The following is a 26,020-nucleotide window of genomic DNA, read 5'->3' as shown; positions in this document are numbered from 1 at the left end:
CAAAAATTTCTCGTTTTTATCCCGAACCTTCCCATGCCCGGTTTATGATTCAGACCGGCTGGCCGCCGCCCGCGATCCAGCTGTCGACGCGCTCTTCGAGCACATCGAGCGGCACCGGCCCGCTCTTCAGCACCAGATCGTGGAAACGGCGAATGTCGAAACCCGCGCCCAGCTTGCTCTCGGCACGCGCGCGCAATTCGCTGATCTTGAGGCGGCCGACCATGTACGCGGTCGCCTGGCCCGGATAGACGATATAGCGCTCGATCGCCTTGACGATGCCGCCCGGCGCGTCGGCCGAATTGTCCTCGACATATTTGATCGCCTTTTCGCGGGTCCAGCGCTTGTGGTGCAGCCCGGTGTCGACGACGAGGCGGATCGCGCGGTGCAATTCCAGCTGAAGCCGGCCGAAATCGCGGTACGGATCGGTATAGAGCCCCATGTCCTTGGCCAGCTTTTCCGAATAGAGCCCCCAGCCCTCGCTATAGGCGGTGACCCCGCCGAACTGGCGGAAGGCGGGCACATTCTTCAGCTCGGTCTGAATCGTACGCTGGAGGTGATGGCCGGGCAGCCCCTCATGGTAGAACAGCGCCTCCACCTCGGTCAGCGGCATGTCCGCCATGTCATAAAGATTGGCGTAATAGGTGCCGGGGCGCGAGCCATCGGGCGCGGGCGACTGGTAGAACGCCTTGCCCGCCGATTTTTCGCGGAAGGGTTCGACGCGCTTCACCACCAAAGGCGCCTGCGGCAGCACCCCGAAATATTCCGGCAGCTTCGCGGTCACCCACTGCTTGGCCTTTTCGGATTCGTCGAGATATAGCTGGCGCCCTTCATCGGTGTTGGGTGCGTAGAAACGCTTGTCCTCGCGCATGAAGGTGAAGAAGGCGGGCAGATCGCCGGTGAAACCGGTCGTCTTCATGATCCCGCGCATTTCGTCATGGATGCGCGCGACATTGTCGAGCCCCACCTGATGCACCTGATCGGCGGTCATCGGGGTCGTGGTGTAGTTCGACAACCGCTCGGCATAATAGGCCGCGCCGTCCTTGAAACGCCACACGCCGTCATCGGTGGAGGCAATCGCCTGCTGGCGCTCCATCTCGGCGACGAGGCGGCCATAAGCCGGCTTCACCGACTTCACGAGCGCGTCCGCCGCCTTGGCGAGCAGCGCGTCCTTTTCGGCCTGCGGAATATCCAGCTTGCCCAGCTTCGCCTTCAGATCGGCGTAAAGCGGCGCTTCATCGGCGATCTTGGTGAAGGGAAAGCCGCTGACGACGTTCTTCGCGTCCGAAATCACATAGGGATAGACCCATTTCGGCACCATCACGCCCCGTTCGGCCTGTTTGCGGCTCTGCCCGACCAGCTGGTCGATCGCGGGCCCAAGGCCGTTCAAACGGCTGACATAGGCCTCGGCATCGCGCTTGGTTTCGATGCGGTGGATGTTGATCAGAAACGCCGGCAGCTGGCTTTGCGGGCCGTTCATCTGATCGAAGCTGTAATCATTGTGGCGGAAGGGGAAGGCGCGGGCGCTGCGCTCGACCTTCTTTTCGAACAGGCGGTACGACAGCGCGTTTTCGGCGTTGAGCGTGGCCGGATCGAAGCGCGCACGCATGTCCTTCAGCGCCTTTTGGTCGGCGTCATATTCGGCCTGTTCGGCGGCGTCCGAAAAATCGTTCCACTTGCCGTAATCGCCATCGCGAATGCCGCGATAGGCCTTGCTCATCGGCGAACGGTTGAGCTGGGCGGTGTCATAGGCGGCAAAGAATTCGAGGATCTCCGCATCGGGGTTGGCCTGTGCCGCAGCCGCCGGGGCCTGGGCGGATGCCGGCGCAAGCGCGATCGGCGCGGTCAGTGCCAGCGCCACCATCGAAATGCCGGTTCGCAAAACGCGCATCGTGGAAATTCTCCCTCTGTTGTCGAAGTCCCTGTTTTCAGGCCCCTGTTTGCAAGGTTGACTTCATGGGGCGGAGCCTAATCGAAAGGCTGCGGGCGGGGGAAGGGGCCCATGTCGTTCGTCGAATCCAGTGCGTCGTTCGTCGAAACCGCCCGCGCCACTTGGCTTTTGACCGGCCTGCCCGCGCCTGTCATAGGGGCGCGCATGTCGCTCATCGCCTCGCTTTATCCGCTCCTGCGCCCCCTTGCCTTCCAGTTCGACGGCGAACGCGCGCACCTGCTGACGCTCGCCGCGCTGAAGCGCATGCCTGTGGGCGCGCCGCCCGCTGCCGATCCGGTGCTTGGCATGCGCGTTGCGGGGATCGATTTTCCCAATCCGGTCGGGCTCGCCGCCGGGTTCGACAAGAATGGCGAGGTGCCGCACGTCATGCTCGGCCTCGGTTTCGGCTTTGCCGAACTGGGCACGCTCACCCCGCTGCCGCAGGACGGCAACCCCAAGCCGCGCCTGTTCCGGCTGGTGGAGGACCGCGCGGTCATCAATCGCATGGGCTTCAACAATGGCGGCCAGGTCGAGGCGCTCGCGCGGCTGACCGCCGTCGCGCACCGTCCCGGCATCATCGGCGTCAATATCGGCGCGAACAAGGACAGCACCGACCGGATCGACGATTACGCCAGGGGCGTGTGCGCGATGGCGCCGGTCGCCACCTATCTCACGGTCAACATCTCCTCGCCCAACACGCCGGGGCTGCGTGCGCTGCAGGATGCGGGCGCGCTCACCGAACTGCTCCAGACGGTGATGGCCGCGCGCGCCGCCTCGGCGGTCACCACGGGGCGCATGCCTCCGATCTTCCTCAAGGTCGCGCCCGATCTCGAACCCGCCGATATCGACGATATCGCGCGGATCGCGGCGGATACCGGGCTTGATGCGCTGATCATCTCCAACACCACGATCGGCCGCCCCGCGCTCAACAGCCGTCATGCCGGCGAAGGCGGCGGCCTTTCGGGCGCGCCGCTGCGCGATCTGGCGCAGCAGCGGATGATCGATTTCCACAAGGCAACCGGCGGCACCATCCCGCTGATCGGGGCAGGCGGAATCGCCAGCGCCGAGGACGCCTATGCCCGCATCCGCGCGGGCGCCAGCCTCATTCAGGTCTATTCGGCGCTCGTCTATGAAGGCCCCGGGCTCGCCGCACGGATCAACAAGGGGCTGCGCCAGCTGCTCGCGCGCGACGGTTTCGCCACGCTCAAGGATGCGGTCGGCACGCTCTGATCACGGCATGAGCGGTGGCAGCGGCCCCTCTCGGCGGCATTGATCGATGCCGCCGATCAGCGATACCGAGACAATGCATTAGATAATATTGCGACGCATTTGCATATTGCCGACGAAGGAAACACCATGCCCGTCGAATATGCCAAGACCGCAACCTATCTCGCGCTCCACCTGATGGTGGGGTTCGGCGTCGCCTATGCGCTCACCGGATCGGTCGCGATCGCGGGCGGAATCGCGCTCATCGAACCCTGTATCAACACGGTGGTTTTCTTCTTCCACGAACGCGCCTGGCGCGGCGATTTTTCCGGCCTTTTCGCGCGGTTTGGGCAATGGGGGACAGCGCGACACCACCGCGCATGACATGTCGCGCGTGTCGCGCCGCCCACGCGCATTGCGCTTGCCGCGCGGGCGGCTAGTATCCGGTCGATGTTCAAACATTTTCTGCTTGCCGTAACGCTCGTCCTGTCACCCGTTCCCGCGTTGGCCGCCGGCGGTGTCGTCTCCTCCGCCGATCCCCGCGCCACCGAGGCGGGCCGCGAGATTCTGCGGCAGGGCGGCAGCGCGTCCGACGCCGCGATGGCGATGATGCTCGCGCTCACCGTGGTCGAACCGCAAAGCTCGGGCATCGGCGGCGGCGGCTTCCTCGTCCACCACGACGCCGCGACTAAGAAAATGGAAACGATCGACGGCCGCGAAACCGCGCCCGCATCGGCCACGCCGAAGCTGTTCATGGGCGCGAACGGCAAGCCCATCGGGTTTCGCGATGCCTTTCAGGGCGGCCATTCGGTGGGCGTTCCCGGCAATATCCGGCTGATGGCCGAAACCCACAAGCGCTGGGGCAAGATCGGCTGGGCAAAGATCTTCGCGCCCGCCATCCGCCTCGCCGATCAGGGCTATACCGTCAACAAGACGCTCGCGGGCCGGCTCGCGATGATGGCGCCCCTATGGGATCGCTTCCCCGAGGCGCGCGCCATTTACTGGGAACAGGGCAAGCCCAAGGCCGAGGGCACCACGATCCGCAACCCCGCGCTCGCCAAATTGCTGCGCGATGTTGCGCAAAAAGGCCCCGATGCCTTCTATACCGGCACGCACGGCAAGGCGATTGTCGCCGCCGTCAGCAAGAGTCCGGTCAACCCGGTGCCGCTCACCCTCGCCGATCTGGCCGCCTATAAGGTGCGCGACCGCGCTGCGCTGTGCGCGCCCTATCGCCGCTTCACGGTCTGCGGCATGGGCCCGCCCTCGTCGGGCGCCACCACCATCCTCCAGATGCTCGGCATGCTCGAACGCTTCGATCTGAAGGCGATGGGCAAGGACGATCCGAAGAGCTGGCACCTGATCGCCGAGACGATGATGCTCGCCTATGCCGATCGCGAGAAATATCTGGGCGATCCCGATTTCGTGCAGGTCCCCGTCGCCGGGCTGCTCGACCGCACCTATCTCGCCAGCCGCTCGGCGCTGATTTCGCCCGACACCTCGCTCGCCGCCTATGAGGCCGGCACCCCGCCGGGCGCGCAGCCGCGCACCGCCGCGATTTCGGGCGAGGTTGCGGGCACCACCCATTTCGTCGCGGTCGACGGCGCCGGCAATGTCGCCAGCATGACCTCGACGATCGAGGGGCCGTTCGGCAGCCAGCTGATCGCGAGCGGCATGTTCCTCAACAACGAACTGACCGATTTCACCTTCGCGCCCGAAAAGGACGGCGCCCCCGTCGCCAACCGGGTGGAGGCGGGCAAGCGCCCGCTCTCCTCGATGGCGCCGACCATCGTCTATGACGAAACCGGCCGCCCGGTGCTCGCGCTCGGTTCGGCCGGGGGCAAGCGGATCATAATGCACATCGCCAAGACGCTCATCGGCTATATGGATTTCGGCCTGCCCGCCGCCGAGGCGATCGCGCTCCCCAATCTCTACTTCGGGGGCGATGCGGTGATGATCGAACAGGGCTCCGCGCTCGAAGCAAAACTGCCCGCGCTCAACACGCTCGGGCGCGCGGTGGTCGCGGCGGATCTGCCGTCCAAGGTGAACGCGGTCGAATGGACGGGCGCGGGCTGGCGCGGTGCCGCCGATCCGCGCAGCGAGGGTGTGGCGCTCGCCGAATAAGCCGGCGGGTGCAGCGATGATCTGTGCAGGACGACGCGGGCAATCCGCGCGTTTTCAGGAGGGATGATGCGTCACTTCGAAAATTTCCCCAATCTCGTCACCCTGTTCTTCACCCGCGCGGAAGAACAGGGCGACAAGCCCTTCCTCTGGCACAAGGATGGGGGCGCCTGGCATTCGATCAGCTGGCGCGAGGCCGCCGATCAGGTGGCGAGCCTGGCCGCCGCGCTCACCCAGATGGGCATTCGCGGCGGCGACCGGGTGATGCTGGTTGCCGAAAACCGCCCCGAATGGTGCATTTCCGATCTCGCGATCATGGCCGCAGGCGCGGTGACGGTGCCGACCTACACCACCAATACCGAGCGCGATCACCAGCATATCCTTGAAAATAGCGGCGCCAGCGCGGTGATCGTCTCCACCGAAAAGCTCGCCCGCACGTTGATGCCCGCGGTCATGCGCTCGTCGCAGGTGCGCGCGGTGATCGGGATCGAACCGCTGCGCGTCGGCCAGTCGGGGCTGGTCGATTTCCACGACTGGCGCGCGCTGATCGCGGGTCAGGCGCCCGATGTCGCGCATATCCGCGCCACCGCCGCGCGCGTCACCCGCGATGATCTTGCCTGCATCATCTATACCAGCGGCACCGGCGGCGCGCCGCGTGGGGTGATGCAGCACCACGGCGCGATCCTCCACAATGTCGCCGGGTGCATCGAGATCATCTCCGAGGATTTCGGCTGGGACGAAGAGATCTTTCTCTCCTTCCTCCCCCTCTCGCACGCCTATGAGCATACCGGCGGGCAGCATTTCCCGATCGGGCTGGGCGCGCAGATCTATTATGCCGAGGGGCTCGACAAGCTCGCCGCCAATATCGAGGAGGTCCGGCCGACGATCATGGTTGTCGTCCCCCGCCTGTTCGAGGTGCTGCGCCAGCGCATGGTGAAAGCGGTCGAAAAACAGGGCAAACTGCCCCAGGCGATGCTGCGCCGCGCGCTCGGGCTGGGCGCCAAGGAACTGAACGGCACCCTCCGCTTCTGGGACAAGCCGATGGACCTCGCGCTCGACCGGCTGTTCCGCCCCAAGGTCCAGGCGCGTTTCGGCGGGCGGATGAAGGCGCTTGTCTCGGGCGGCGCCCCGCTCAACCCCGATATCGGCGTGTTCTTCCATTCGCTCGGCCTCACGCTGCTGCAGGGCTATGGCCAGACCGAGGCGGCACCCGTCATCGCCTGCAACCGCCCGGCAGCGGGGATCAAGATGGATACGGTCGGCCCGCCGCTGCCGCATACCGAGGTACGCATCGCCGAGGACGGCGAAATCCTCGTGCGCGGCGAACTGGTGATGAAGGGATATTGGCGCAACGAGACAGAGACCGCGCGCGCGCTGGTCGATGGCTGGCTGTATACCGGCGATATCGGCCATCTCGACAAAAAGGGCCGCCTCGTCATCACCGATCGCAAGAAGGATCTGATCGTCCTCGACAAGGGCGACAATGTCAGCCCGCAAAAGGTGGAAGGGATGCTGACGCTGCAGCCCGAGATCGGGCAGGCGATGGTGTCGGGCGACAGGCGCCCCTATCTGGTCGGGCTGATCGTCCCCGATGCCGAATGGGCGCGCGAATTTGCCGAGGCGCAGGGGCTGCCCACTGAATTGCATCTGCTGCGCGAGCATGAGGCATTCCGTACCGCGGTCTCCCACGCGGTGGACCGGGTGAACCGCGACCTTTCCGTCACCGAAAAGATCCGCCGCTGGGTCTTTGCCGATGAAGGCTTCACGATCGACAACAAGCAGCTGACGCCCTCGCTCAAGATCCGCCGCCATGTGCTGCGTGAAGCCTATGGAGACCGGCTCGACGCGCTCTACAAGGGCTGATCCCATGTCTGCGCGCGGCCCATGCCACGCGCAGACAGGCGTTTACTTGGCCTTGCGATAGGGCACGAAGTCGCCGAACACGCAGCTGCCGCTCTGGAAACCGGCGCTGAGATCGGCGATGCGGACGATATCCCCCCGGCACAGCTGGTTGGTGGGGGTGCGGGTGATCATCGTGTCGTTATCGCTGAGGCCGACACAGCTGCCGCCGAAATCGTTGCGATAGGCAAGGTCGCCGCCCATTTCATAGATCACGGTCGATGGACGCACGATCTTGGTGGAGCGGATATCGCGCATGTTGATGCAGCTGCGCGGATCGCCTGCGGGTGTACGGCCCTTGAGCGCCTTGGCCAGATCGGCTTCGAACTTGTCCTGCCGCGCCTGTTGCTGTTCGGGTGTCGCTGTGGTCGCGCATCCAGCAACGATCATGAGCACGGCCAAGGGTGGAAGCAATTTGAGCATGGAAATCCCCTTCATCCTGTGATCCCGAATTTCCCCAGCGTTTCGATGCTATATCGATTTACCCTTGAAATACATCCTTTTCCGCGCGGCGCACGGCAAGCTCTTCGGCGTCGCGCGCGCGCATGAACGGATTGGTCGCGCGCTCGAGCGCAATGGTCGTCGGCACGGTTGCCTCGCCCGCCGCGCGCGCGGCGTCCACCGCCGCCATCCGCGCGCGGATATCGGCGTTTTCGGGCTCGGCCGCCAGCGCATAGCGCCCGTTCGACTGGGTATATTCGTGCGCGCAGTACACCCGCGTTTCGGGCGGCAGCGCGGCCAGCCGCTGCATGTTCGCAAACATCTGCGCCGCCGTTCCTTCGAACAACCGGCCGCAGCCCATGGCGAACAATGTGTCGCCCACGAACACCGCGCCCTCACCGGGCAAATGATAGGCGATATGCCCGGCGGTGTGCGCGGGCACGTCATAGATTTGCGCTCGGTGCGCGCCGATCGAAACGCTATCGCCCTCGCGCACCTGCCGGTCGAGCGTCGGAATACGTTCGGCCTCGGCCTGCGGGCCGGTGATCGTGCATCCGGTGGCCGCCTTGATCGCGGCGTTGCCGCCGGTGTGATCGGGGTGCCAATGGGTGTTCCAGATCTGGCTGATCGTCCAGCCGCGCGCGCCGGCCTCGGCCAGCACCGGCTCCGCGACCGCAGGGTCCACCACGGCGGTTTCGCCCGAGTCCGCATCATGGATCAGCCAGACGTAATTGTCGCTGAGAACGGGGATACGAACGATCTCGATCATGCTGTGCTCCTTGGCGGCCGCGTGGGCTGCGATTACCAGCTCCCGATATTGGGCATCGAGGCCCAGGGCTCGGCGGGTTCGAGATGGCCGTCCTGCAGCAGCTCGACCGAAATGCCGTCGGGCGTGCGGATAAAGGCCATATGCCCGTCGCGCGGCGGCCGGTTGATCGTGACGCCGCCATCCATCAGCCGCTGGCAGGTCTCATAGATATTGTCGACCTGATAGGCGATGTGCCCGAAATTGCGGCCGCCGCTATAGTCCTCGGGGTCCCAGTTGTGCGTCAGCTCCACCTGCGCATCCTCGTCGCCGGGCGCGGCGAGATAGATCAGCGTGAAACGGCCCTGCTCGCTGTCGAAACGCTTCACCTCGCGCAGGCCGAGCAGCTCGAAGAAACGGATCGTCTCGTCCGGATCGGTGACCCGGATCATGGTGTGGAGATACTTCATGCGATGTCCTGTAACGCGTGACGGATTGATACCGGTATAGGCCGGTGGCCCGCGCTTTGCAGCCCCTTACGGCTTGGGCGGTGCCGCGGCGGGCGTATCGGCATCGAGCGCCTTCAGCGCCTCTGCGGCCGCCTTGGCCGCATCGCTGTTCGGCTGGCTGGCGATCGCGCCCTGCCAGGCCGCGCGCGCGGCATCGGGGGCGCCCGTCAGCACCGCGATATTGCCCGCCTCCAGCGCCACCGACGCATCGTCGGGCGAACGCTTCACCGCCTCCGCAATATCCTTTTGCGCGCGCGGAAGGTCGTTCATCTTTCGCGCGAGCGTGGCGGAAAGCAGCCAGCCAAGCGGATCGTCGGGGACAAGCTTCAGCGCCGCATCAAGATCGCCGCGCGCAGCGGCCATATCACCCAGCGCGACACAGGCGCGGGCGCGGTCGAGATGCGCTTCGCCCTTCATTTCACCATCCAGCCCGCCAGAGGCTAACGCCTTGTCGAAAGCATTACGCGCGGGCTGCGCCTCCTTGGCGGCCAGCCGGGCATTGCCCGCCTGCACCCATAGCCGGGGCGAGCGGCCATCCTGCGCCATTTCGGAATCGCGCGCCGCCTGTTCAAAGGCCACGGCCGCGGACGACCAGCGCTGCTGCTGCACATAGGCAAGCGCAAGGCACTGACGCGCCGGAACGCCGCCGCCGGCGATGCGCCAGGCATTGGCCTGCTCAACCGCCTTTTCGGGGTCGCCTGCGGCCAGCATGACGCACGCGTCATATTTCGCCTCGTCACCGAGCTGGGCGGGTTCGGCAGGCGCAGCGGCCAGCGCGGCGGCAAGGATCAAGGGGAAAAGGGTCATCGGCTCTCCAGCAGGCGCGCGAGCGTATCGATCAGCAGCGCGATATCCCCATCGCGCGAAAGGCGGTGATCCCCGTCCTTAACGATCACCACCTGCACATCGTCTGAACGCAGCGCTTCCGCCAGCCGAAGCGCGTGGTGCCACGGCACATCGTCGTCACGCTGACCCTGCAACAACCGCACCGGGCAATCGACCGCGATCTCCTGCCCGAACAGCCGGTTCGCCTGGCCCGATTCCCAAAAGGCGCGCGTGGTGACATAGGGCTCGTCGCTATATTCGGACGCCTCCTCCAGCCGCCCCTTGGCCTGCATCTCGGCCAGTTGCGCATCGGTAAAGCCCCAGTCGGTAAAATCGGGCGCCGCCGCGATGCCGATCAGCGCCTGCACCCGCTCGGGCCGGGCCAGCGCCACAAGCAGCATGAGCCAGCCGCCCATCGACGAGCCGACAAGAACCACCGGCCCCTCGACCAGCGTATCGATGAGGTGGAGCACATCGTCGCGCCAGACGGTGAGCGTGCCCTGATCGAATGCGCCTTCGCTGGCGCCGCATCCCGAATAATCGAGCCGCAGCATCGCCCGTCCGTTGGCCTGCGCCCAGGCATCGAGCGCAAGCGCCTTGCCCCCTTCCATGTCCGACATATAGCCGGGCAGGAAGACGATGGTCGGCCCCGCGCCCTTGCGGTGGACATGCGCAAGGCGCAGCCCGTCGGGACGGACGGAGAAGCTGGGCGGCGTATAGCTGGGCAGTGTCATGCCCCGCTTCTTAACGACCGAACCAGCGGCTGTCCTCCCTCACATCGGGATCATTACGGCAAATATCGACGAGCGCTTCCCATTCGTCGCGGGTCAGTGCGGGCTGATAGCTGCGCCCAGGCTTCGCGCTCGATGCGAACTGCTTTTCGCGGTCCGCCGAAAGCGGGTGGGTCGACAGATAGTTGAGCGCAACGCTCGCCTCGCCCAGCTTCTTGTCGATCACCGACAGCCGCTGGAAAAAACCGGCCGTCGCTGCCGGCGAAATCGCGGCGCGGTCCATCGCCGCGATCGAATAGATATCCGCCGCCTGCTCGGCCTCGCGCGAATAGGTGGCGGCAAGCAGCGCATTGGCATAGCCGCCGACGTTGCCGCTCATCCCCCCCATCACGACGCTGAGCCCGGTCTGGCGCAGCAGCGCCTGCAGCACGTCGCGATTGGCGACATGGCCGATCTCATGGCCAAGCACCCCTGCGGCCTCATCGGGCGATTTGGCATCACGCAGCAACTGATCGAAGATCACAATGTTGCCGCCCGGCAAGGCAACCGCATTCACCATCCGCATCTTGGCAACACGTACCTTGAGCGGCACGCCATCGCGGTTGAGCGCACGGGTAAGCTTGTCGAGCGCGGCCTGACCGCCCGGCCCGTTGCAGAAGCGGCCGCCGAAATCGCCGACCATCGCATCGCCCAGCTTCTGTTCGAAACTGGGTGGCACATAAGGCGCAATCCAGCGCGGCGCGCTGGCGACGACCGCAACCACCGCCGCCGCGACAACGCCAAAGGCCAGCGACGCGCGGCCCAGTCCCCAGCGATCGATCACCCCGCCATAGCGCGCCTCGCGCGGCAGCCTGTCGGCTATGGCGGGGGGAATTTCCCCGGCCAGCCCGATCCGCCAGCCGGGCCGGTCCTTGAGCCCGTACACCGCCTCGCCGCGCGTTACGCCTTGCGCGACGAGCTGGTTCCAGCCGATCGGCGCTCCGGCGACACCGTCCTCCACCAGCACGAAGCCGTCTGCACGGACCACCATTTCCGGCGTCCGGCGCACCGCGCTTTCGCCATCATAATGCCAGACGGAAAAGTCCGGTGCGCGCGGCATGGCGGAGGCGCCCTCCATTCAGAACGCCCCCACGTCGAATGCGTCGAGCAGCCCTTCACCCTGCCCCGGCTGGCGGGTGCGCGACTGGGTCAGCATGTCGAGCTGAATCTCCCCACGCGCTTCCATGTGCGTGATGAAGAATTTCCAGTGGCGATAGCTGAGGAAGATATAGCCGAGCCCGAAGGTACCGACCACGATCAGTGCATCGACGATGATCAGATTGACCCAGTCGCTGGTACGCGCCTCGAACGAAAAATCGAGACCACCGAACGACAGGCCCCCCACCGCCTCGCGAAAGAATGCCGAATAATAGGCCAGCGCGATCAACCCGACGAGCAGATAGACGCAGAGCATCACCACCATGAACATGAGCACGGTGACCAGGGCGGGCGCTTCCGAATAGAGACGTAGCGGGCCCAGAAAGGCGCCGCCCGTGACCGCTGCCGCGCCGGCGAGGATAGCGATCAGGAACGGTGCGGCGTAGAAGATCAGGAATCGCGGGATCAGCGGCGCCGCGCTGGCATACGACGATATCTGGTGCGGACCGAAGCTCATCTTGCTCCAGCGCTCGTTCCACAGCGACACCATCGACCAGGGGATGAGCAGACCGAAGGGAAACCAGCCGACCACCGTCTTCCACATGGTCGACAGGCCATAGCCAAAGCCCTGATTGTCGCTGCCGCCGCGAATGCCGTGCCAATAGGTGCGGCTCAGCCGGTAGCGCAGCGCACGAAACCGCGCGACCCCGCCCAGATAGAAGATGACGAGGAAAGCCAGCAGCGAGAGAATCCCCGCCAGTTCGGCCTTGCCCTGCAGCACGAGCGCCTGCGCACCGAACTGAAGGAAGAGGAAAGGAACACCAAGCAGCGCAAAGACAAGCAGGAAGCCGAAGAACAGTTCCTTGCCCGTTCCCGTCCATTCCAGCCGGTCGTCGATGAAATAGCTGTTCCCCCATAAGTAACGGCGCTCGCGCGTCGTCGCCCAGAAACGGTAGATGCCGAGCGTAACGATCGTCAGCAACAGGTTGGGAATGGCTATGCGTGCGAAATCGCGCCAGTTCCCCTCAAATGCAAAAGCGCTTTCTTCTTCCATAAATGCCCCCCGGCCAGTTACGCTCCAAGGCGTGATCGGGCCTGAGTGACGCGTCAACCGTTTAAATTGCGTGACCATCTAAATTGGAGCCGGCGCGCCAGCTTCGTTGCCGCTTGCCCTATAGGGGAGCTTGGGGGCATAAGCCCGGCGCAATCACCCATATCGAAACTCCAAAAGAGAAACGGCAAATCCATGTCCGAGATGTTCAAGATCACGCTACCCGACGGCTCCGTCCGAGAGGTTGCGCCCGGGACTACCCCGGCGGACATCGCGGCAGCGATCGGACCCGGCCTTGCCAAGGCGGCGATCGCCGCGCGCGTCGATGGCGAACTGCGCGATATCAACCGCCCGCTCGAAGGTGATACCCAGCTGGCGCTCGTCACCTCGAAGGACGAGGCCGATGCGCTTGAACTGGCGCGCCACGATTTCGCGCACGTGCTCGCAGAGGCGGTGCAGGCCCTGTTTCCCGGCACGCAGATCACCTTCGGCCCGGCAACCGATGACGGCTTTTATTATGACGTGATGGCCCCAGCCTCGCGCGAGCCCTTCTCGATGGACGATCTGCCCGCGATCGAGGAAAAGATGCGCGAGATCATCCGCGCCAACAAACCGCTGCGCCGCGAAGTGTGGAGCCGCCAGCAGCTGATCGAAAAATGGGCATCCGAGGGCGAGACGTTCAAGGCCGAATGGGCCAAGGAACTGCCCGAAAACGAGGAACTGACCGTCTATTGGTCGGGCGACGACTGGCTCGACATGTGCCGCGGCCCGCACCTTCCCTCGACCGGCAAGCTCGACCCCGCCGCCTTCAAGCTGATGCGCGTCGCGGGCGCCTATTGGCGCGGCGACCAGAAAAACGCGCAGCTGACGCGCATCTATGGCACCGGCTGGCTCAACAAGAAGCAGCTCGACGCGCACCTTACCCGGCTCGAGGAAGCCGCCAAGCGCGACCACCGCAAGCTCGGCGCCGAGATGGACCTGTTCCATCTGCAGCAGGAAGCGCATGGCAGCGTCTTCTGGCACCCCAAGGGCTACCGCATCTGGCGCGAGCTTGAAGCCTATATGCGCCGCGCGATCGACGGCGCCAGCTACCGCGAGGTGAAGACCCCGCAGGTGATGGATTCGCGCCAGTGGGAGCAATCCGGCCACTGGGGCAAGTACCGCGAGAACATGTTCGTCATCCCCGACGAAGTGCCCAATGTCGACGATGAGGGCCCGATCGTTTCGGCCGATGCCGACTGGATGGCGCTGAAGCCGATGAACTGCCCCGCGCACGTCCTGATCTTCCGCCAGGGGATCAAGTCGTACCGCGACCTGCCGCTGCGCCTCTACGAAAATGGCTGCTGCCACCGCAACGAGCCGCATGGCGCACTGCACGGGCTGATGCGCGTGCGCCAGTTCACGCAGGACGATGCGCACATCTTCTGCCGCGAAGACCAGATCGTCGCCGAGGTGCAGGCGTTTTGCGAGCTGGCCGACCGGATCTACAAGGATTTCGGCTTCACCTATTCGATCAAGCTCGCGTTGCGCCCCGAAAAGCGCTTCGGCACCGAGGAGATGTGGGACAAGGCCGAAACCGAGCTGCGCGACGCGGTTGTCCGCGCGGGCCTGGCCACCGAGGAATATGGCTGGGAAGAACTGCCCGGCGAGGGCGCCTTCTACGCCCCCAAGCTCGAATGGCACCTGACCGACGCGATCGGCCGTACCTGGCAGGTCGGTACGATCCAGTCGGATCGCGTGCTGCCCGAACGGCTCGATGCGAGCTATATCGGCGAGGATGGCGAACGCCACCGCCCGGTGATGCTCCACCGCGCGATCTTCGGCTCCTATGAGCGCTTCATCGGCATCCTGATCGAACATTTCGCGGGCAAGCTGCCCGTCTGGCTCGCGCCGGTGCAGGCCGTGGTCGCGACGATCGTGTCCGACGCCGACGATTATGCGCGCGATGCGGTCGCCAGGCTCAAGGCGGCGGGCATTCGCGTCGAAAGCGATCTGCGCAACGAGAAGATCAACTACAAGGTGCGCGAACACTCGCTGGCGAAGGTTCCGCACCTGCTGGTCGTCGGCAAGCGCGAGGCCGAGGAAGGCACCGTCGCCGTCCGCACGCTCGGCAAGGAAGGCCAGAAGATCATGTCGCTCGATGAGGCGATTGTGATGCTGCGCGAGGAGGCAACCCCACCGGATCTGCGGTCCGCCTGATCGCGTTTCGGCAAATCAGGGAGGGGCGGTTCAGGGCTCAGGTGACGCTATTGCGCAACGCAATAGCTGAAATCTGAAACCATGCACCGCCCGCCTCTTTTCTTAGGCGCACGAAATCGCTAAATGGCGCACTGAAATCGGAGCATTCAAGGAGAATCCGCTATACGTCCGCCCATGTCCCGGCGCCCGTTCGCGCCACAAATGCCGAACAACGGCCCGCGCTACAATGAATTTATCAACTCGCCCAAGGTTCGCGTGATCGACGAGAACGGCGAGAATATTGGCGTGATGTATACCCGTGAGGCGATGGAGCAGGCGATGTCCGTCGGCCTCGACCTCGTCGAAGTGTCTCCGAATGCTGACCCGCCGGTCGCAAAGTTCCTTGACGTCGGCAAATACAAATACGAAGCCCAGAAAAAGGCAAACGCCGCGCGCAAGACGCAAAAGACGCAGGAGATCAAAGAGATCAAGATGCGTCCCAACATCGACGATCATGACTATGACGTTAAGATGAAGGCCATCCACAAGTTCATCGGAGAGGGTGATAAGGTGAAGGTCACGCTGCGTTTCCGCGGGCGTGAGCTTTCCCACGGGCAGATTGGCATGGCATTGTTGCAGCGCGTCCAGCAGGACACGGCCGAAGACGCAAAAGTCGAAGCCTATCCGCGCATGGAAGGCCGTCAGATGCTGATGGTGCTGTCTCCCAAATAATTGCGCTGCCGCAGCGCAAGGAAAATGGGGCGCTTTCCCTTATGGAAAGCGCCCTTTTCTTTTGCCCGCCGTGCAACGTGCAAATTTTGCAGCTCTTAACCCGTCGTCCGGTTGGACTTATTCCGTAACGTCAGTTGCAAATTGCATCTGAAAAACTGTGGCATAAAGGCCGCGAACCCCCAAGAATCAGGCTCTTTTCTCCTTTGAGACGCTGGTCGTTTCGATCGATGCGCGTAGGATCGGCAAAAATAACTGCTGTGGGGACAATCAGAAAAACAGTCGATCAGAGAGGAGAGCCAGATGTCCAAAGCTTCGTGGATGTTGTCCGTCGCGTGTCTCGCCCTTTCCGCCCCTGCCCTGGCGCAGGAAACAACACCGCCTCCAGAACCGACCGGCGCGAACACCGCCACCAATGAAATCATCGTCACCGCCCAGGGGCGCGCCCAGCAATTGCAGGACGTACCGCTCGCGATTTCGGCGGTCAGTTCCGAAACGCTCCAGAATTCGGGGGCGAACGATATCCGCCAGCTGAACCAGCTGGCCCCCTCCCTCCTCGTTTCCTCCACCGGCTCCGAAGCCAATGGCTCGGCGCGTATTCGCGGCATCGGCACGGTGGGAGACAATCCCGGGCTTGAAAGTTCGGTCGCCGTCTTCATCGACGGGGTCTATCGCTCGCGCACCGGCGTCGGCCTCAACGAACTCGGTGAAATCGAACGCGTCGAGGTGCTGCGCGGACCGCAGGGCACGCTGTTCGGGCGCAACGCATCGGCGGGTCTGCTCAACATTGTCAGCAAGCGCCCCGAATTCGAATTCGGCGGCTCGGGCGAAATCACTTACGGCAATTACGATTATTGGCGGTTGAGCGGTGCAGTGACTGGGCCGATCACCGAAACCATTGCAGCCCGTATCGACGGGGTATGGAGCAAGCGTGACGGTTTCTACCGCGATCTTGTGAACGACCGCGACCTTAACGACCGCGATCGCTATTTCCTGCGTGGCCAACTCTTGTTCGAACCCTCGAGCGACGTCCGCATCCGGCTGATCGGTGACTATACCAAGCGTGACGAATCCTGCTGCGGCGCGGTCTATATCCGCCAGAATGAAGTCGCGCAGGTCGGCGGGCTGCTCGATCCAGCCCAGAATCCCATCATCGGCGCGCTCATTGGCACCGGGCAGAATCCCGCCGCTTTCACGGTCAATCCCTATGACCGCGATCTCTATGTCTCCGAAGGCCGGAGCTATCGCGGCAAGACCGAAGACTGGGGCATTTCGGGCGAACTCAACTGGGATTTCGACGCCGTCCAGTTGACCGCGATCACCGCCTACCGGGATTATCGTTCGAACCAGGGATCGGACACCGACTATAGCCAGGTCGACATATTGTACCGCGACCCCGGCAGTTCGGCCTATCAGCGCGAATTCCGCACCTTCAGCCAGGAATTGCGTCTGCAGGGTTCGCTGTTCGACGACCGGCTCGACTGGCTTGTCGGCGGCTATTTCGCCGATGAAAAGATGAAGCTGACCGACAATCTGAAGTTCGGGCGCGATTATGGCCGGTTCGCGGCCTGCCGCCTTGTGGCTGCGGCCGGACTTCCCTCGGTGCTGATCAATGCGGCCAATCCGGGATGCCTGAGCGCAGCGGGGCGTGGTTTCGTCGGAAGCATTCCCACCGCAGGGCCTGCCCTCCTTGCCGGGTTCGACCGGCTCGACGCCATCCGCTCGGTGGGCGATGACGACGCCATCTACCGGCAGAAGAGCACCAACTATGCCTTCTTCACGCACAATATCTTTCACGTCACCGACACGATCGACCTGACGCTGGGCGTGCGCTGGACCAAGGAGATCAAGAAGTTCCGGGCCGAGTTCAACAATGACAATGTGTTGTGCCCGGTCCAGAAGCAGAATCTGCTTCCCCTGCTCGCCGCCGGCGGTACCGTCACCGCGATTGCCGGCGGGCTGATCGGACTTTCGTGTCAGGGCAATAGCAGCGCCGAACTGAATGCGCTCAGCCTGCGCGACAAGATCAAGGACGATCAGTTCACCGGAACGGGCGTGGTTTCGTGGAAACCCAACAACGATGTCATGGTCTATGCCAGCTTTTCCAAGGGCTATAAGGCGGGCGGCTTCAACCTCGATCGTTCGGCGCTGACCACGTCGACCATCTTTCCGTTCGCGGCGCCCCAATCGGGCTTCAACGTCACCAATTTGCGGTTCGACCCTGAAAAGGTGGATGCCTATGAAATCGGCGCGAAGCTGGCGTTCAAGAACTTCATCTTCAACATCTCCGCCTTTCGGCAGGAATTCTCGAACTTTCAGCTGAATACGTTCAACGGCACGGTCTTCCTTGTCCAGAACATCAACGGCTGCTCGAACCTTGTCGGCGGCAGCGGATCGGACGAGGATCTTTCCGGCGCAACCGGCGCGTGCGATCCGGGCGACGTGCATTACGGCGTGCGCGCGCAGGGGATCGAGGTCGAATCCTCGCTCTCCCCGTCGCCCTATCTGCGCTTCAACGCAGGCTTCACCTGGGCGCGGACCAAATATCGCAACGATCTGGTGGGCCGCGACACCGGCGTGCCGCTCGATCCCGCCCTTCGGATGCTGCCGGGCAATTTCATGTCCAACGCGCCCGAATATGTGACCACGGGTTCGGTTACCTGGACACCGCCGATCGGCAATTCGGGGCTGAGCGGGCTCTTCTATGTCGATACCCGCCTGACCAGCGACTATAACACCGGTTCCGACCTGTTCCCGCAAAAGGCGCAGGATGGCTTTGCCATCGTCAACGCCCGAGCAGGCATTCGCGGCGAGGATGAGCGCTGGGCGGTGGAAATCTGGGCGCAAAACCTGTTCAACAAGGGCTATACGCAGGTTGCGTTCAACTCGCCCTTCCAACAGGCGCAGAATGTGGGGGCAAACCCCAATTTCCCGGCGGCGCAATTCCCCGGCGGAACCCAGATATTTTCCGCCTTCCTCGCAGAACCGCGCACTTATGGCGTAACGCTGCGCGGCAAATTCTGATGCTTCAGCCGGATGGCTGACACATCCGGCCCGTCGCGTCCACCGATGCGACGGGCCGCTTTTATTTGAACCCTGTCCACCGCATTGGCATGGTCGCGCGCATGTTGCTTGACTCCCTGATGGTGAAGATCGCGCTGATCGGCCTGCTTGGCATCGGTGCGCAATGGATCGCCTGGCGCACCGGACGCCCCGCGATCGCCCTGATGCTGATCACCGGCGTACTCGCCGGACCGGTGCTCGGCCTGATCGACCCCAAGGCCGATTTCGGCGCACTGATGGAACCGATGGTCAAACTGGCCGTCGCGGTGATCCTGTTCGAAGGCGGGTTGAGCCTCAATTTCAGGGATTTGCGCCATGCGGGTGGCCCGGTTCTGCGGCTGGTGCTGATCGGTGCCCCGCTCGGCTGGGCGCTGGGCACCGCCGCCGCCTATTATGGCGCAGGCCTTTCCTTTGAGGTGGCCGCCCTGTTCGGCGGCATTCTGGTCGTGACAGGCCCCACCGTCGTCCAACCCTTGCTGCGCCCACTCAACATCAGCCCCCGCGTGAAGGATGCGCTGAAATGGGAGGCAATCGTCAACGATCCCATTGGCGCGCTGCTCGCGGTCTTCATCTATGCCTATGTCACGCATGGCGGCGCGGGGCGGGTGGATATCGCCGCGATCGGGTTTGACGTTCTGGCGTCGACCTTCGTCGCGGGGCTGCTGGGCGCGGGGCTGGGGTTTGCGATCGGCTGGCTCTTCCCGCGCGGATATGTTCCCGAATATCTGAAGACGCCGACGCTTCTGGTGACCGTGATCGCCGGTTTCGTGATCGCCGATCTGATCCAGCATGAAACCGGGCTGGTGACGGTGACGATCATGGGCGTGGTGATCGCGAACCAGCCGATGGCCGCTTCGCACGCGTTGCGACGGTTCAAGGAAGACCTGACCGTCATCCTTGTGTCCGGTGTGTTCATCCTGATGTCGGCCACGCTCGACTGGGCGACGATGAGCCAGTTTCAGGCGCGCTTCGTGATCTTCCTTTTCCTCCTGCTGTTCGTCGTCCGCCCGCTCACCGTGCTGACCAGCCTGCTCTTTTCGGCGATGCCGTGGCGCGAGCGCATCTTCGTGGCGTGGATCGCGCCGCGCGGGATCGTTGCCGTGGCGATCACCGGCCTGTTTGCGCTGCGCCTCACTGATTACGGGGTGCAGGATGCCGAGGGGCTGATCCCGCTGAGCTTTGGCGTCGTTGTCGCGACGATCTTCGCGCACGGCTTTTCGGCGCGATGGCTCGCGCGGCGACTGGGGATCGAAAATGCCGAGCGCAGCGCGGTCCTGATCGTCGGCGCCAATGGCTGGACGGCAAAATTCGGCGCGATGCTCAAATCGCTCGGCCTTGCGGTGACGATTGCCGATCCCTCCAAATTCGCCTTGCGCACCGCGCGCAAGGAAGGGCTGGAGACCTGGCAGGGCGATATCCTGGCCGAAGATGCGCAGGATCATCTGGAATTCGGCGAGTTCCAGCACGTGATCGCGGCCAGCGACAACGATGCCTATAACGCGCTGATCTGCGCCGATATCGGACAGGAGATGGGCCCCGAACGCGTCAGCCAGACCCATGCCGACAGAACGAGCGGCAGTTCGGCCATGCGTGGACGCGTATTGCTGGAAACCGGCGCCACGATGGACGAGCTGCAAACCCTGGTTGCGGACGACTGGGCGTTCAGCCGCACCCGGATAACCGAGAAATTCCGTTATTCGGACTACCGCGCGATGCTGCCTGAAGGCGCGATGCCGGTCGCCATAATGAAGCCCGACAAGCGCATTCTGTTCTTTTCGACGACCGCGCGGCCGCTGGTGGAGGCCGGGGACACCGCGATCAGCTTCGTTCCCCCCGACACGGCCAGCCGCAACCGGAGCGAAGACTTGCAGGACAAGGCGCAGGACAGCGGCAGCGAAGTTCTGGCCCCGTCGGGCGGCTGACCCCGCTCAGGCGGCCTGGCTGTCGATCTCCTCACCTGCTGCAGCCGCGAGCAGGCGGCGTTCGACGCTTTTGAGCCGGGTGGCGCCATCGAGCTTATCGCCGATCAGATCGGTGATGTAGAAGGTGTCGACCGCGCGTTCGCCGTAAGTGGCGATATGCGCCGAGTGGATGGTGAGCTTTGCCTGGAACATCGCATAGGCGATGTCGTGGAGCAGCGCAGGGCGATCGCGCGCGCTGATCTCGATCACGGTGTAGCGGTTCGACGCCTTGTTATCGAGCAACACCGAGGGAACGATATCGAACGCATCGGCGCGCGGCCGGCTGAGCGGGCGCTGCGCGAGCTTTTGCGTCAGTTTGTGCCGGTTGGCGAGCGAATCCTCGATCGCACGTTCGAGCCGGGCGAGGCGATCAGGCTCGTCGAGCGGGAAGCCGAAGGGATCCTGAACCAGGAAATTATCGAGCGCCATGCCATCGCGCGTCGTGTGGATCCGCGCATCGATGATGCTGCCGCCGGCAAGGTGGATCGCGCCCGCGACGCGGTAGAACAACCCCGGATGGTCGGACGCATAGACGGTGACGAGCGTCGCACCGCGTTCGGGATAGACCTGCGCCTCGATCGACAAAGGCTTGTCCTTGGCGGCCGCGATCTGGCGCGCGTTGCGCTCAAGCACGTCGACCGGCTCGGCAATCCAATAGGCATCGCCCAGCTTCTTCTTGAGCATGGCCAGTTCGCCGTCATCCCAGCCGAGCATTTCCTGAAGCACCGCCTGCTTGGCGGCGATCCGTTCGGCGCGCCCCTTTTGCTTGTGCCCGAGACGGAGCACTTCCTCGGCGGAATCGAAGAGATCGGAGAGAAGCTGGCGTTTCCAGCCGTTCCAGACACCGGGGCCGACCGCGCGGATATCGACGACGGTGAGGACGAGCAGCAGACGAAGGCGCTCGACGCTCTGCACCGTTTCGACAAAATCGAGGATCGTTTTGAAATCGGCGAGGTCGCGCTTGAACGAGGTAGCGGCCATCAACAAGTGATGGCGGACGAGCCAGGCCACCGTCTCGGTTTCAGCGGGCGTCAGCCCGAAACGCGGGCAAAGCCGCTTGGCGACTTCCGCCCCCAGCACGCTGTGATCGCCGCCCCGCCCCTTGGCAATATCGTGGAGCAGCACCGCGACATAGAGCACGCGGCGCGAAACGAGCTGGTTGACGATCACCGAGCTGAGCGGGTGATCGTCGTACAATATGCCCTTTTCGATATCGGACAGCAGGCCGATCGCGCGGATCGAATGCTCATCGACCGTATAATGGTGGTACATGTCGAACTGCATCTGCGCGACGACGCGGCCGAAATCGGGAACGAAACGGCCAAAGACAGTGGCCTCGTTCATCCAGCGCAACACCGCCTCCGGGCTGCGCGGCGAGGTGAGCACGTCAAGGAAAAGCGCATTGGCGCGCGGATCGTTGCGCACCGACGCATCGATCAGACGCGCATCGCGCCGCGCCGCGCGCATCGCGAGCGGGTGAATCTCGATCTCGTGCTTGTCGGCCAGCGCGAACATCTCGATGAGGCGGACCGGATCTTCTTCGAAGAAATCTTCCGACGGCAGCGCGAGCCGGCCACGATCGAGCGTGAAGCCATTGAGCTTACGCGGACGGCGGCGGAGCGTGGGCAGCGCGAACCGGCGGCCGCGCGCGCCCATCGTGTCGTCGAGATGCGCGAGGAACAGCCCGGTCAGATCCCCGACCTGCTTCGCGATCAGGAAATAATGTTGCATGAAGCGTTCGACCGCCGATTTGCCGGGACGATCGGCGTAGCGCATGCGCCGGGCGATTTCGGGCTGAAAATCGAAGGTCAGACGCTCTTCGGCGCGACCCGCGAGGCTGTGCAGATGGCAGCGCACCGACCAGAGGAAATTCTCCGCCTTCTGGAACTGGCGCAGTTCCTTGCGGGTGAGCAGCCCCTTGTCGACCAGTTCGGCAACGGTGCTGACCTGATGGACGAACTTGCCGATCCAGAACAGCGTGTGGAGATCGCGGAGCCCGCCCTTGCCTTCCTTCACATTGGGTTCGACGACATAGCGGCTGTCGCCCATGCGCTTGTGGCGCTGATCGCGCTCGACCAGCTTTTCAGAGACGAAGGCCCGGCCCTTTCCGGCCATCACCTCCTGCGAGAAACGGACCGACGCCTCGTCATACAGCGCCTGATCGCCCCAGATATAGCGCGCCTCGAGGAGCGCGGTGCAGATCGTGATGTCCGACTGCGCCATGCGGACCATTTCATCGAGCGAGCGGCTGGAATGGCCGACCTTCAGGCCGAGATCCCAGAAGGTGTAGAGCATCGATTCGATGACCTGTTCGGTCCAGCCGGTCTGTTTCCACGGGGTGAGGAAGCCGATATCGACATCCGAAAAGGGCGCCATTTCGCCGCGCCCATAGCCGCCCACCGCGATCAGCGTGAGCCGTTCGGCAGCGGTGGGATTGTTGATCGGATATAGCCGCTTGACCGTAAAATCATGGACGAGCCGCAGGATCTGATCGGTCAGAAAAGCCTGGGCAGAGGCGATCTCGCTGCCGCGTGACGGACTTTCGACCAGCCGGCGCGCGATTTCGGCGCGCCCCTTTTCCATCGCCCCGCGCAGCAAGACCACCGCGCTTTGCCGCAATTTTCCCGTGTCGGCGGCATCGGGCAGTTCGGCCAGCGCATCAGAGAGGATGCGCCGATCGATGATGGCGCGCCGTTGCGGGATGTTCTCGAAGCGAATGGACATGGACCCAGTCTAGAATAGAGAAAGGTCCAATGTAATCACCTCACTACCCTTAGCCGTGCTCGACGAGCATTTTCAGCCGGTAGATGGCATCGAGCGCGTCGCGCGGGCTGAGCGCATCGGCATCGAGCGCCTCGATCGCGTCGCGCAGCGGATCGCGTTCCTCGACCGGGGCGGCGAGTACTGCGAAGAGCGGAAGATCGTCGAGCCCTGCGGCAAGGCCACCCGTCTGCGCCTTGCCGGCCTCCAGCTTTTTCAGCACTTCATCCGCGCGGGCGAGCACCGCCGGGGGCAGCCCGGCAAGCTTGCCGACCGCAAGGCCGTAGCTGCGATCGGCGGCGCCGTCCGCCACTTCATGGAGGAGGACGAGATCGCCCTTCCATTCGCGGGCGCGGACATGGTGCAGGCTGAGCGCGTCGAGCCGTTCGGCCAGCCGGGTCAACTCATGATAATGGGTGGCAAAGAGACAGCGGCTGCGGTTCACCTCGTGCACCGCCTCGACCACCGCCCAGGCGATGGCGAGCCCGTCATAGGTGGAGGTGCCGCGCCCGACCTCGTCGAGAATGACGAAGCTGCGTTCGGTGGCCTGGGCGAGAATGGCGGCAGTTTCGACCATCTCGACCATGAAGGTCGACCGGCCGCGCGCGAGATTGTCCGACGCGCCGACGCGGCTGAACAGCCGATCAACGAGCCCCATGCGCGTCGCGCGTGCCGGAACATAGGCGCCTGCCTGTGCAAGCACCGCGATCAGCGCGTTCTGGCGCAGGAAGGTCGATTTACCGCCCATATTGGGACCGGTGACAAGCCACAGGCGCCGGCTTTCGGAGAGGCTGCAATCATTCGCGACGAAACGCTCGCCCGCGCGTTCGACCGCGCTTTCGACGACCGGATGGCGGCCGCCCTCGACCTCGAAACAGGGATCGTCGACCAGCACGGGGCGTGCCCAGCCGCCCTCAGCCGCGCGCTGGGCGAGGCCGGCGGACACGTCGAGCCGGGCAAGCGCATCGGCCGTCGTCGCAATCGCATCGCGCCGACCGAGCGCAAGCGCGGTCAGTTCCTCAAGATGCGCGGCCTCGGCCGCCAGCGCATGTGCGCCCGCCTGCGTGACGCGCAGCGCCTGTTCGTGCAGTTCGGGGGCATTGAAGCGAACGACGCCCGCCAGCGTCTGGCGGTGGGTGAAGCCCGAATCCGCGGCCATCAGCGTATCGGCAGCGCGTGCCGGCACCTCGACATGATAGCCGAGCACGCCGTTATGGCGGATCTTGAGCGCGCCAATGCCGGTGGATTCGCGGTAGCGCGCTTCGAGCGCGGCGATGGCGCGGCGCCCGTCGCCGCCGACATTGCGCAGCTCATCGAGCGCGGCGTCATAGCCTTCTGCAATATAGCCGCCCTGCGCAGCATCGATCGGCGGGCTCGCGACCAGTGCGCGGGCGAGATGGTCGACCAGCTCGCCATGCCCGTCGAGCAGCGGCAGCAGGCGTTCGAGCAGCAACGGCGGCGAGGGGATGCGCGCCAGTTTTTCGCGCAGCAGACGCGCCTCGTTGAGGCCATCGCGCAATTGCCCGAGATCGCGCGGGCCACCGCGCCCGGCAACCAGCCGCCCGAGCGCGCGGCCGATATCGGGCAGCGCCTTCAGCGCGCTGCGCAGATCCTCGCGCTGGCCGGAATCGTCGAAGAAAAAGCCGACCAGATCGAGCCGCGTCTCGATCGCACCACGATCGGCGAGCGGCGCGCCGATATCGGCGGCGAGCAGCCGCGCGCCCGCGCCCGTGACGGTGCGATCGACATTGTCGAGCAGGCTGCCCGCGCGGCCACCGCCGCTCGCCTGCGTCAGTTCAAGGCTTTCGCGCGTGGCGGCGTCGATCATCATATGGCCGCCGGCATGGCGGCGAACGGGCGGCTGGAGGAACGGCAAGCGCCCCTTGCCGGCATGATCTAGATAGGCGACGAGCCCGCCGGCGGCCGCCAGTTCAGCGCGGTCGAAGCTGCCGAACCCATCAAGCGTCGCAACGCCGAACAGATCCCTGAGCCGCGCTTCACCGCGCGCGCTGTCAAAATCAGCGCGGGGGCGCAGGAGCGCGGATTCGGGCTGATGATCGCAGCTTTCGCAGGCGACGAGTTCGGCCGGGTTGAGCCGTGCAAGCTCCGCCCCCAGATTATGCGGGTCGATCGCGGCAACCTCGAACCGGCCGGTTGAGATATCGGCGGCCGCCAAGCCAAGCTGTCCCCCCGCCTGGCCGATGGCGACAAGCCAGTTGGCGGCGCGCGCGTCGAGCAGGGTTTCCTCGGTGAGCGTCCCCGCCGTGACGACGCGGACGACCGCGCGGGCGACCAATGATTTGGAACCGCGCGCCTTGGCTTCAGCCGGGCTTTCGACCTGTTCGGCGATCGCGACGCGGTGCCCCGCCTTGATAAGGCGCGCAAGATAGGCATCGGCCGAATGCGCGGGGACGCCGCACATCGGCACGGGCTTGCCGTCATGCTCGCCGCGTGCAGTAAGCGCGATGTCGAGCGCGGCGGCGGCGATCTTTGCATCGTCGAAGAACAGCTCGAAAAAATCGCCCATGCGATAGAAGAGCAGATTGTCCCCGGCCTCGGCCTTGAGGGACAGATATTGCGCCATCATCGGCGTCGGGGCGGAAGAGGCGCTGGTGGATTTCGTCATAGCTCGGCGGGTCTGATACCGGCTAATTTCAGCTTTGCCAAAGGTAGCGCGCATCGATTTTTGCGCCTAGGGTCCGCCGCGACCCGCGCTCCCCCCAGGCGCGCCAGTATATTT

At 64.3% G+C, this 26,020-nt stretch carries 18 protein-coding genes; 8 read left to right on the top strand and 10 right to left on the bottom strand.

Annotated elements, in window-relative coordinates; genetic code table 11:
* Window positions 1–49 precede the first annotated feature (49 nt).
* Window positions 50–1,888 carry a DUF885 domain-containing protein gene (locus QYC26_RS09635; protein WP_317512014.1) on the bottom strand — a complete coding sequence of 613 codons (1,839 nt, stop codon included), beginning with the start codon at window positions 1,886–1,888 and terminating at the stop codon, window positions 50–52.
* Between the two features lie 204 nt (window positions 1,889–2,092).
* Here QYC26_RS09635 and QYC26_RS09630 point away from each other — a divergent pair, with 204 nt between their 5' ends.
* From QYC26_RS09630 to QYC26_RS09615, 4 genes are all read left to right on the top strand, one after another.
* On the top strand, window positions 2,093–3,157 hold the full coding sequence (locus QYC26_RS09630; protein WP_317515040.1) for a quinone-dependent dihydroorotate dehydrogenase: 1,065 nt from the start codon (window positions 2,093–2,095) through the stop codon (window positions 3,155–3,157).
* 126 nt (window positions 3,158–3,283) lie between these two features.
* Entirely contained in the window at window positions 3,284–3,517 is a 234-nt protein-coding gene (locus tag QYC26_RS09625) for a DUF2061 domain-containing protein (RefSeq protein ID WP_317512013.1), read from the top strand.
* Window positions 3,518–3,583: 66 nt separating this feature from the next.
* Window positions 3,584–5,254 (top strand): gamma-glutamyltransferase, encoded by a 1,671-nt coding sequence (ggt, locus tag QYC26_RS09620; protein WP_317512012.1) that lies wholly within the window; start codon window positions 3,584–3,586, stop codon window positions 5,252–5,254.
* A 66-nt stretch (window positions 5,255–5,320) separates the two neighbouring features.
* The gene (locus QYC26_RS09615) at window positions 5,321–7,114 is read left to right on the top strand and encodes a long-chain fatty acid--CoA ligase (protein ID WP_317515039.1); all 1,794 of its coding nucleotides are present in this window, start codon (window positions 5,321–5,323) and stop codon (window positions 7,112–7,114) included.
* Between the two features lie 42 nt (window positions 7,115–7,156).
* Here QYC26_RS09615 and QYC26_RS09610 read toward each other — a convergent pair whose 3' ends face one another.
* The 7 genes from QYC26_RS09610 to QYC26_RS09580 all read right to left on the bottom strand — a co-directional run bounded on the left by QYC26_RS09610 (window position 7,157) and on the right by QYC26_RS09580 (window position 12,592).
* Window positions 7,157–7,573 carry a hypothetical protein gene (locus tag QYC26_RS09610; RefSeq protein ID WP_317512011.1) on the bottom strand — a complete coding sequence of 139 codons (417 nt, stop codon included), beginning with the start codon at window positions 7,571–7,573 and terminating at the stop codon, window positions 7,157–7,159.
* 58 nt (window positions 7,574–7,631) lie between these two features.
* On the bottom strand, window positions 7,632–8,360 hold the full coding sequence (gloB, locus tag QYC26_RS09605) for a hydroxyacylglutathione hydrolase (protein ID WP_317512010.1): 729 nt from the start codon (window positions 8,358–8,360) through the stop codon (window positions 7,632–7,634).
* Between the two features lie 32 nt (window positions 8,361–8,392).
* On the bottom strand, window positions 8,393–8,806 hold the full coding sequence (locus QYC26_RS09600) for a VOC family protein (RefSeq protein ID WP_317512009.1): 414 nt from the start codon (window positions 8,804–8,806) through the stop codon (window positions 8,393–8,395).
* Between the two features lie 66 nt (window positions 8,807–8,872).
* Entirely contained in the window at window positions 8,873–9,652 is a 780-nt protein-coding gene (locus QYC26_RS09595; RefSeq protein ID WP_317512008.1) for a tetratricopeptide repeat protein, read from the bottom strand.
* A complete protein-coding gene (locus QYC26_RS09590) occupies window positions 9,649–10,404 on the bottom strand; it encodes an alpha/beta hydrolase (RefSeq protein ID WP_317512007.1) in 756 nt (251 codons plus the stop codon). The genes QYC26_RS09595 and QYC26_RS09590 overlap by 4 nt, the downstream gene beginning before the upstream one ends.
* Before the next feature lie 10 nt (window positions 10,405–10,414).
* Entirely contained in the window at window positions 10,415–11,500 is a 1,086-nt protein-coding gene (locus QYC26_RS09585; RefSeq protein WP_317512006.1) for a M48 family metallopeptidase, read from the bottom strand.
* Between the two features lie 18 nt (window positions 11,501–11,518).
* Window positions 11,519–12,592, bottom strand: a complete 1,074-nt coding sequence (locus QYC26_RS09580) for a YjgN family protein (RefSeq protein ID WP_317512005.1) — start codon at window positions 12,590–12,592, stop codon at window positions 11,519–11,521.
* A 192-nt stretch (window positions 12,593–12,784) separates the two neighbouring features.
* On the opposite strand from QYC26_RS09580, the gene thrS reads away from it, so the two are divergent.
* The 4 genes from thrS to QYC26_RS09560 all read left to right on the top strand — a co-directional run bounded on the left by thrS (window position 12,785) and on the right by QYC26_RS09560 (window position 20,481).
* Window positions 12,785–14,788 carry a threonine--tRNA ligase gene (gene thrS, locus QYC26_RS09575; protein WP_317512004.1) on the top strand — a complete coding sequence of 668 codons (2,004 nt, stop codon included), beginning with the start codon at window positions 12,785–12,787 and terminating at the stop codon, window positions 14,786–14,788.
* A 174-nt stretch (window positions 14,789–14,962) separates the two neighbouring features.
* Window positions 14,963–15,499 carry a translation initiation factor IF-3 gene (infC, locus tag QYC26_RS09570; protein ID WP_317512003.1) on the top strand — a complete coding sequence of 179 codons (537 nt, stop codon included), beginning with the start codon at window positions 14,963–14,965 and terminating at the stop codon, window positions 15,497–15,499.
* 300 nt (window positions 15,500–15,799) lie between these two features.
* Window positions 15,800–18,520 (top strand): TonB-dependent receptor, encoded by a 2,721-nt coding sequence (locus tag QYC26_RS09565; RefSeq protein ID WP_317512002.1) that lies wholly within the window; start codon window positions 15,800–15,802, stop codon window positions 18,518–18,520.
* A gap of 101 nt (window positions 18,521–18,621) precedes the next feature.
* Complete coding sequence (locus QYC26_RS09560; RefSeq protein ID WP_317512001.1) at window positions 18,622–20,481, top strand: sodium:proton antiporter; 1,860 nt, start codon at window positions 18,622–18,624, stop codon at window positions 20,479–20,481.
* 6 nt (window positions 20,482–20,487) lie between these two features.
* Here QYC26_RS09560 and QYC26_RS09555 read toward each other — a convergent pair whose 3' ends face one another.
* Window positions 20,488–23,244 (bottom strand): [protein-PII] uridylyltransferase, encoded by a 2,757-nt coding sequence (locus QYC26_RS09555; protein ID WP_317512000.1) that lies wholly within the window; start codon window positions 23,242–23,244, stop codon window positions 20,488–20,490.
* Between the two features lie 49 nt (window positions 23,245–23,293).
* The gene (gene mutS / locus QYC26_RS09550; protein ID WP_317511999.1) at window positions 23,294–25,906 is read right to left on the bottom strand and encodes a DNA mismatch repair protein MutS; all 2,613 of its coding nucleotides are present in this window, start codon (window positions 25,904–25,906) and stop codon (window positions 23,294–23,296) included.
* Window positions 25,907–26,020 lie beyond the last annotated feature (114 nt).

The organism is Sphingomonas sp. C3-2, from assembly GCF_033025475.1.
Classification (GTDB): Bacteria; Pseudomonadota; Alphaproteobacteria; order Sphingomonadales; family Sphingomonadaceae; genus Sphingobium_A.
Note: the sequence above shows the minus strand (reverse complement) of the source record. Positions and strands in the feature narration are given on the sequence as shown.

What these genes read in the sequence shown, in the direction of transcription:
- QYC26_RS09630 (WP_317515040.1), top strand. Translation starts at nt 2,093, where the DNA reads ATGTCGCTCATCGCCTCGCTTTATCCGCTCCTGCGCCCCCTTGCCTTC.
- QYC26_RS09560 (WP_317512001.1), top strand. Translation starts at nt 18,622, where the DNA reads ATGTTGCTTGACTCCCTGATGGTGAAGATCGCGCTGATCGGCCTGCTT.
- QYC26_RS09580 (WP_317512005.1), bottom strand. Translation starts at nt 12,592, where the DNA reads ATGGAAGAAGAAAGCGCTTTTGCATTTGAGGGGAACTGGCGCGATTTC.
- infC (WP_317512003.1), top strand. Translation starts at nt 14,963, where the DNA reads ATGTCCCGGCGCCCGTTCGCGCCACAAATGCCGAACAACGGCCCGCGC.
- QYC26_RS09635 (WP_317512014.1), bottom strand. Translation starts at nt 1,888, where the DNA reads ATGCGCGTTTTGCGAACCGGCATTTCGATGGTGGCGCTGGCACTGACC.
- thrS (WP_317512004.1), top strand. Translation starts at nt 12,785, where the DNA reads ATGTCCGAGATGTTCAAGATCACGCTACCCGACGGCTCCGTCCGAGAG.
- QYC26_RS09555 (WP_317512000.1), bottom strand. Translation starts at nt 23,244, where the DNA reads ATGTCCATTCGCTTCGAGAACATCCCGCAACGGCGCGCCATCATCGAT.
- QYC26_RS09615 (WP_317515039.1), top strand. Translation starts at nt 5,321, where the DNA reads ATGCGTCACTTCGAAAATTTCCCCAATCTCGTCACCCTGTTCTTCACC.
- QYC26_RS09590 (WP_317512007.1), bottom strand. Translation starts at nt 10,404, where the DNA reads ATGACACTGCCCAGCTATACGCCGCCCAGCTTCTCCGTCCGTCCCGAC.
- QYC26_RS09565 (WP_317512002.1), top strand. Translation starts at nt 15,800, where the DNA reads ATGTCCAAAGCTTCGTGGATGTTGTCCGTCGCGTGTCTCGCCCTTTCC.
- QYC26_RS09625 (WP_317512013.1), top strand. Translation starts at nt 3,284, where the DNA reads ATGCCCGTCGAATATGCCAAGACCGCAACCTATCTCGCGCTCCACCTG.
- ggt (WP_317512012.1), top strand. Translation starts at nt 3,584, where the DNA reads ATGTTCAAACATTTTCTGCTTGCCGTAACGCTCGTCCTGTCACCCGTT.
- QYC26_RS09610 (WP_317512011.1), bottom strand. Translation starts at nt 7,573, where the DNA reads ATGCTCAAATTGCTTCCACCCTTGGCCGTGCTCATGATCGTTGCTGGA.
- QYC26_RS09595 (WP_317512008.1), bottom strand. Translation starts at nt 9,652, where the DNA reads ATGACCCTTTTCCCCTTGATCCTTGCCGCCGCGCTGGCCGCTGCGCCT.
- QYC26_RS09600 (WP_317512009.1), bottom strand. Translation starts at nt 8,806, where the DNA reads ATGAAGTATCTCCACACCATGATCCGGGTCACCGATCCGGACGAGACG.
- gloB (WP_317512010.1), bottom strand. Translation starts at nt 8,360, where the DNA reads ATGATCGAGATCGTTCGTATCCCCGTTCTCAGCGACAATTACGTCTGG.
- QYC26_RS09585 (WP_317512006.1), bottom strand. Translation starts at nt 11,500, where the DNA reads ATGCCGCGCGCACCGGACTTTTCCGTCTGGCATTATGATGGCGAAAGC.
- mutS (WP_317511999.1), bottom strand. Translation starts at nt 25,906, where the DNA reads ATGACGAAATCCACCAGCGCCTCTTCCGCCCCGACGCCGATGATGGCG.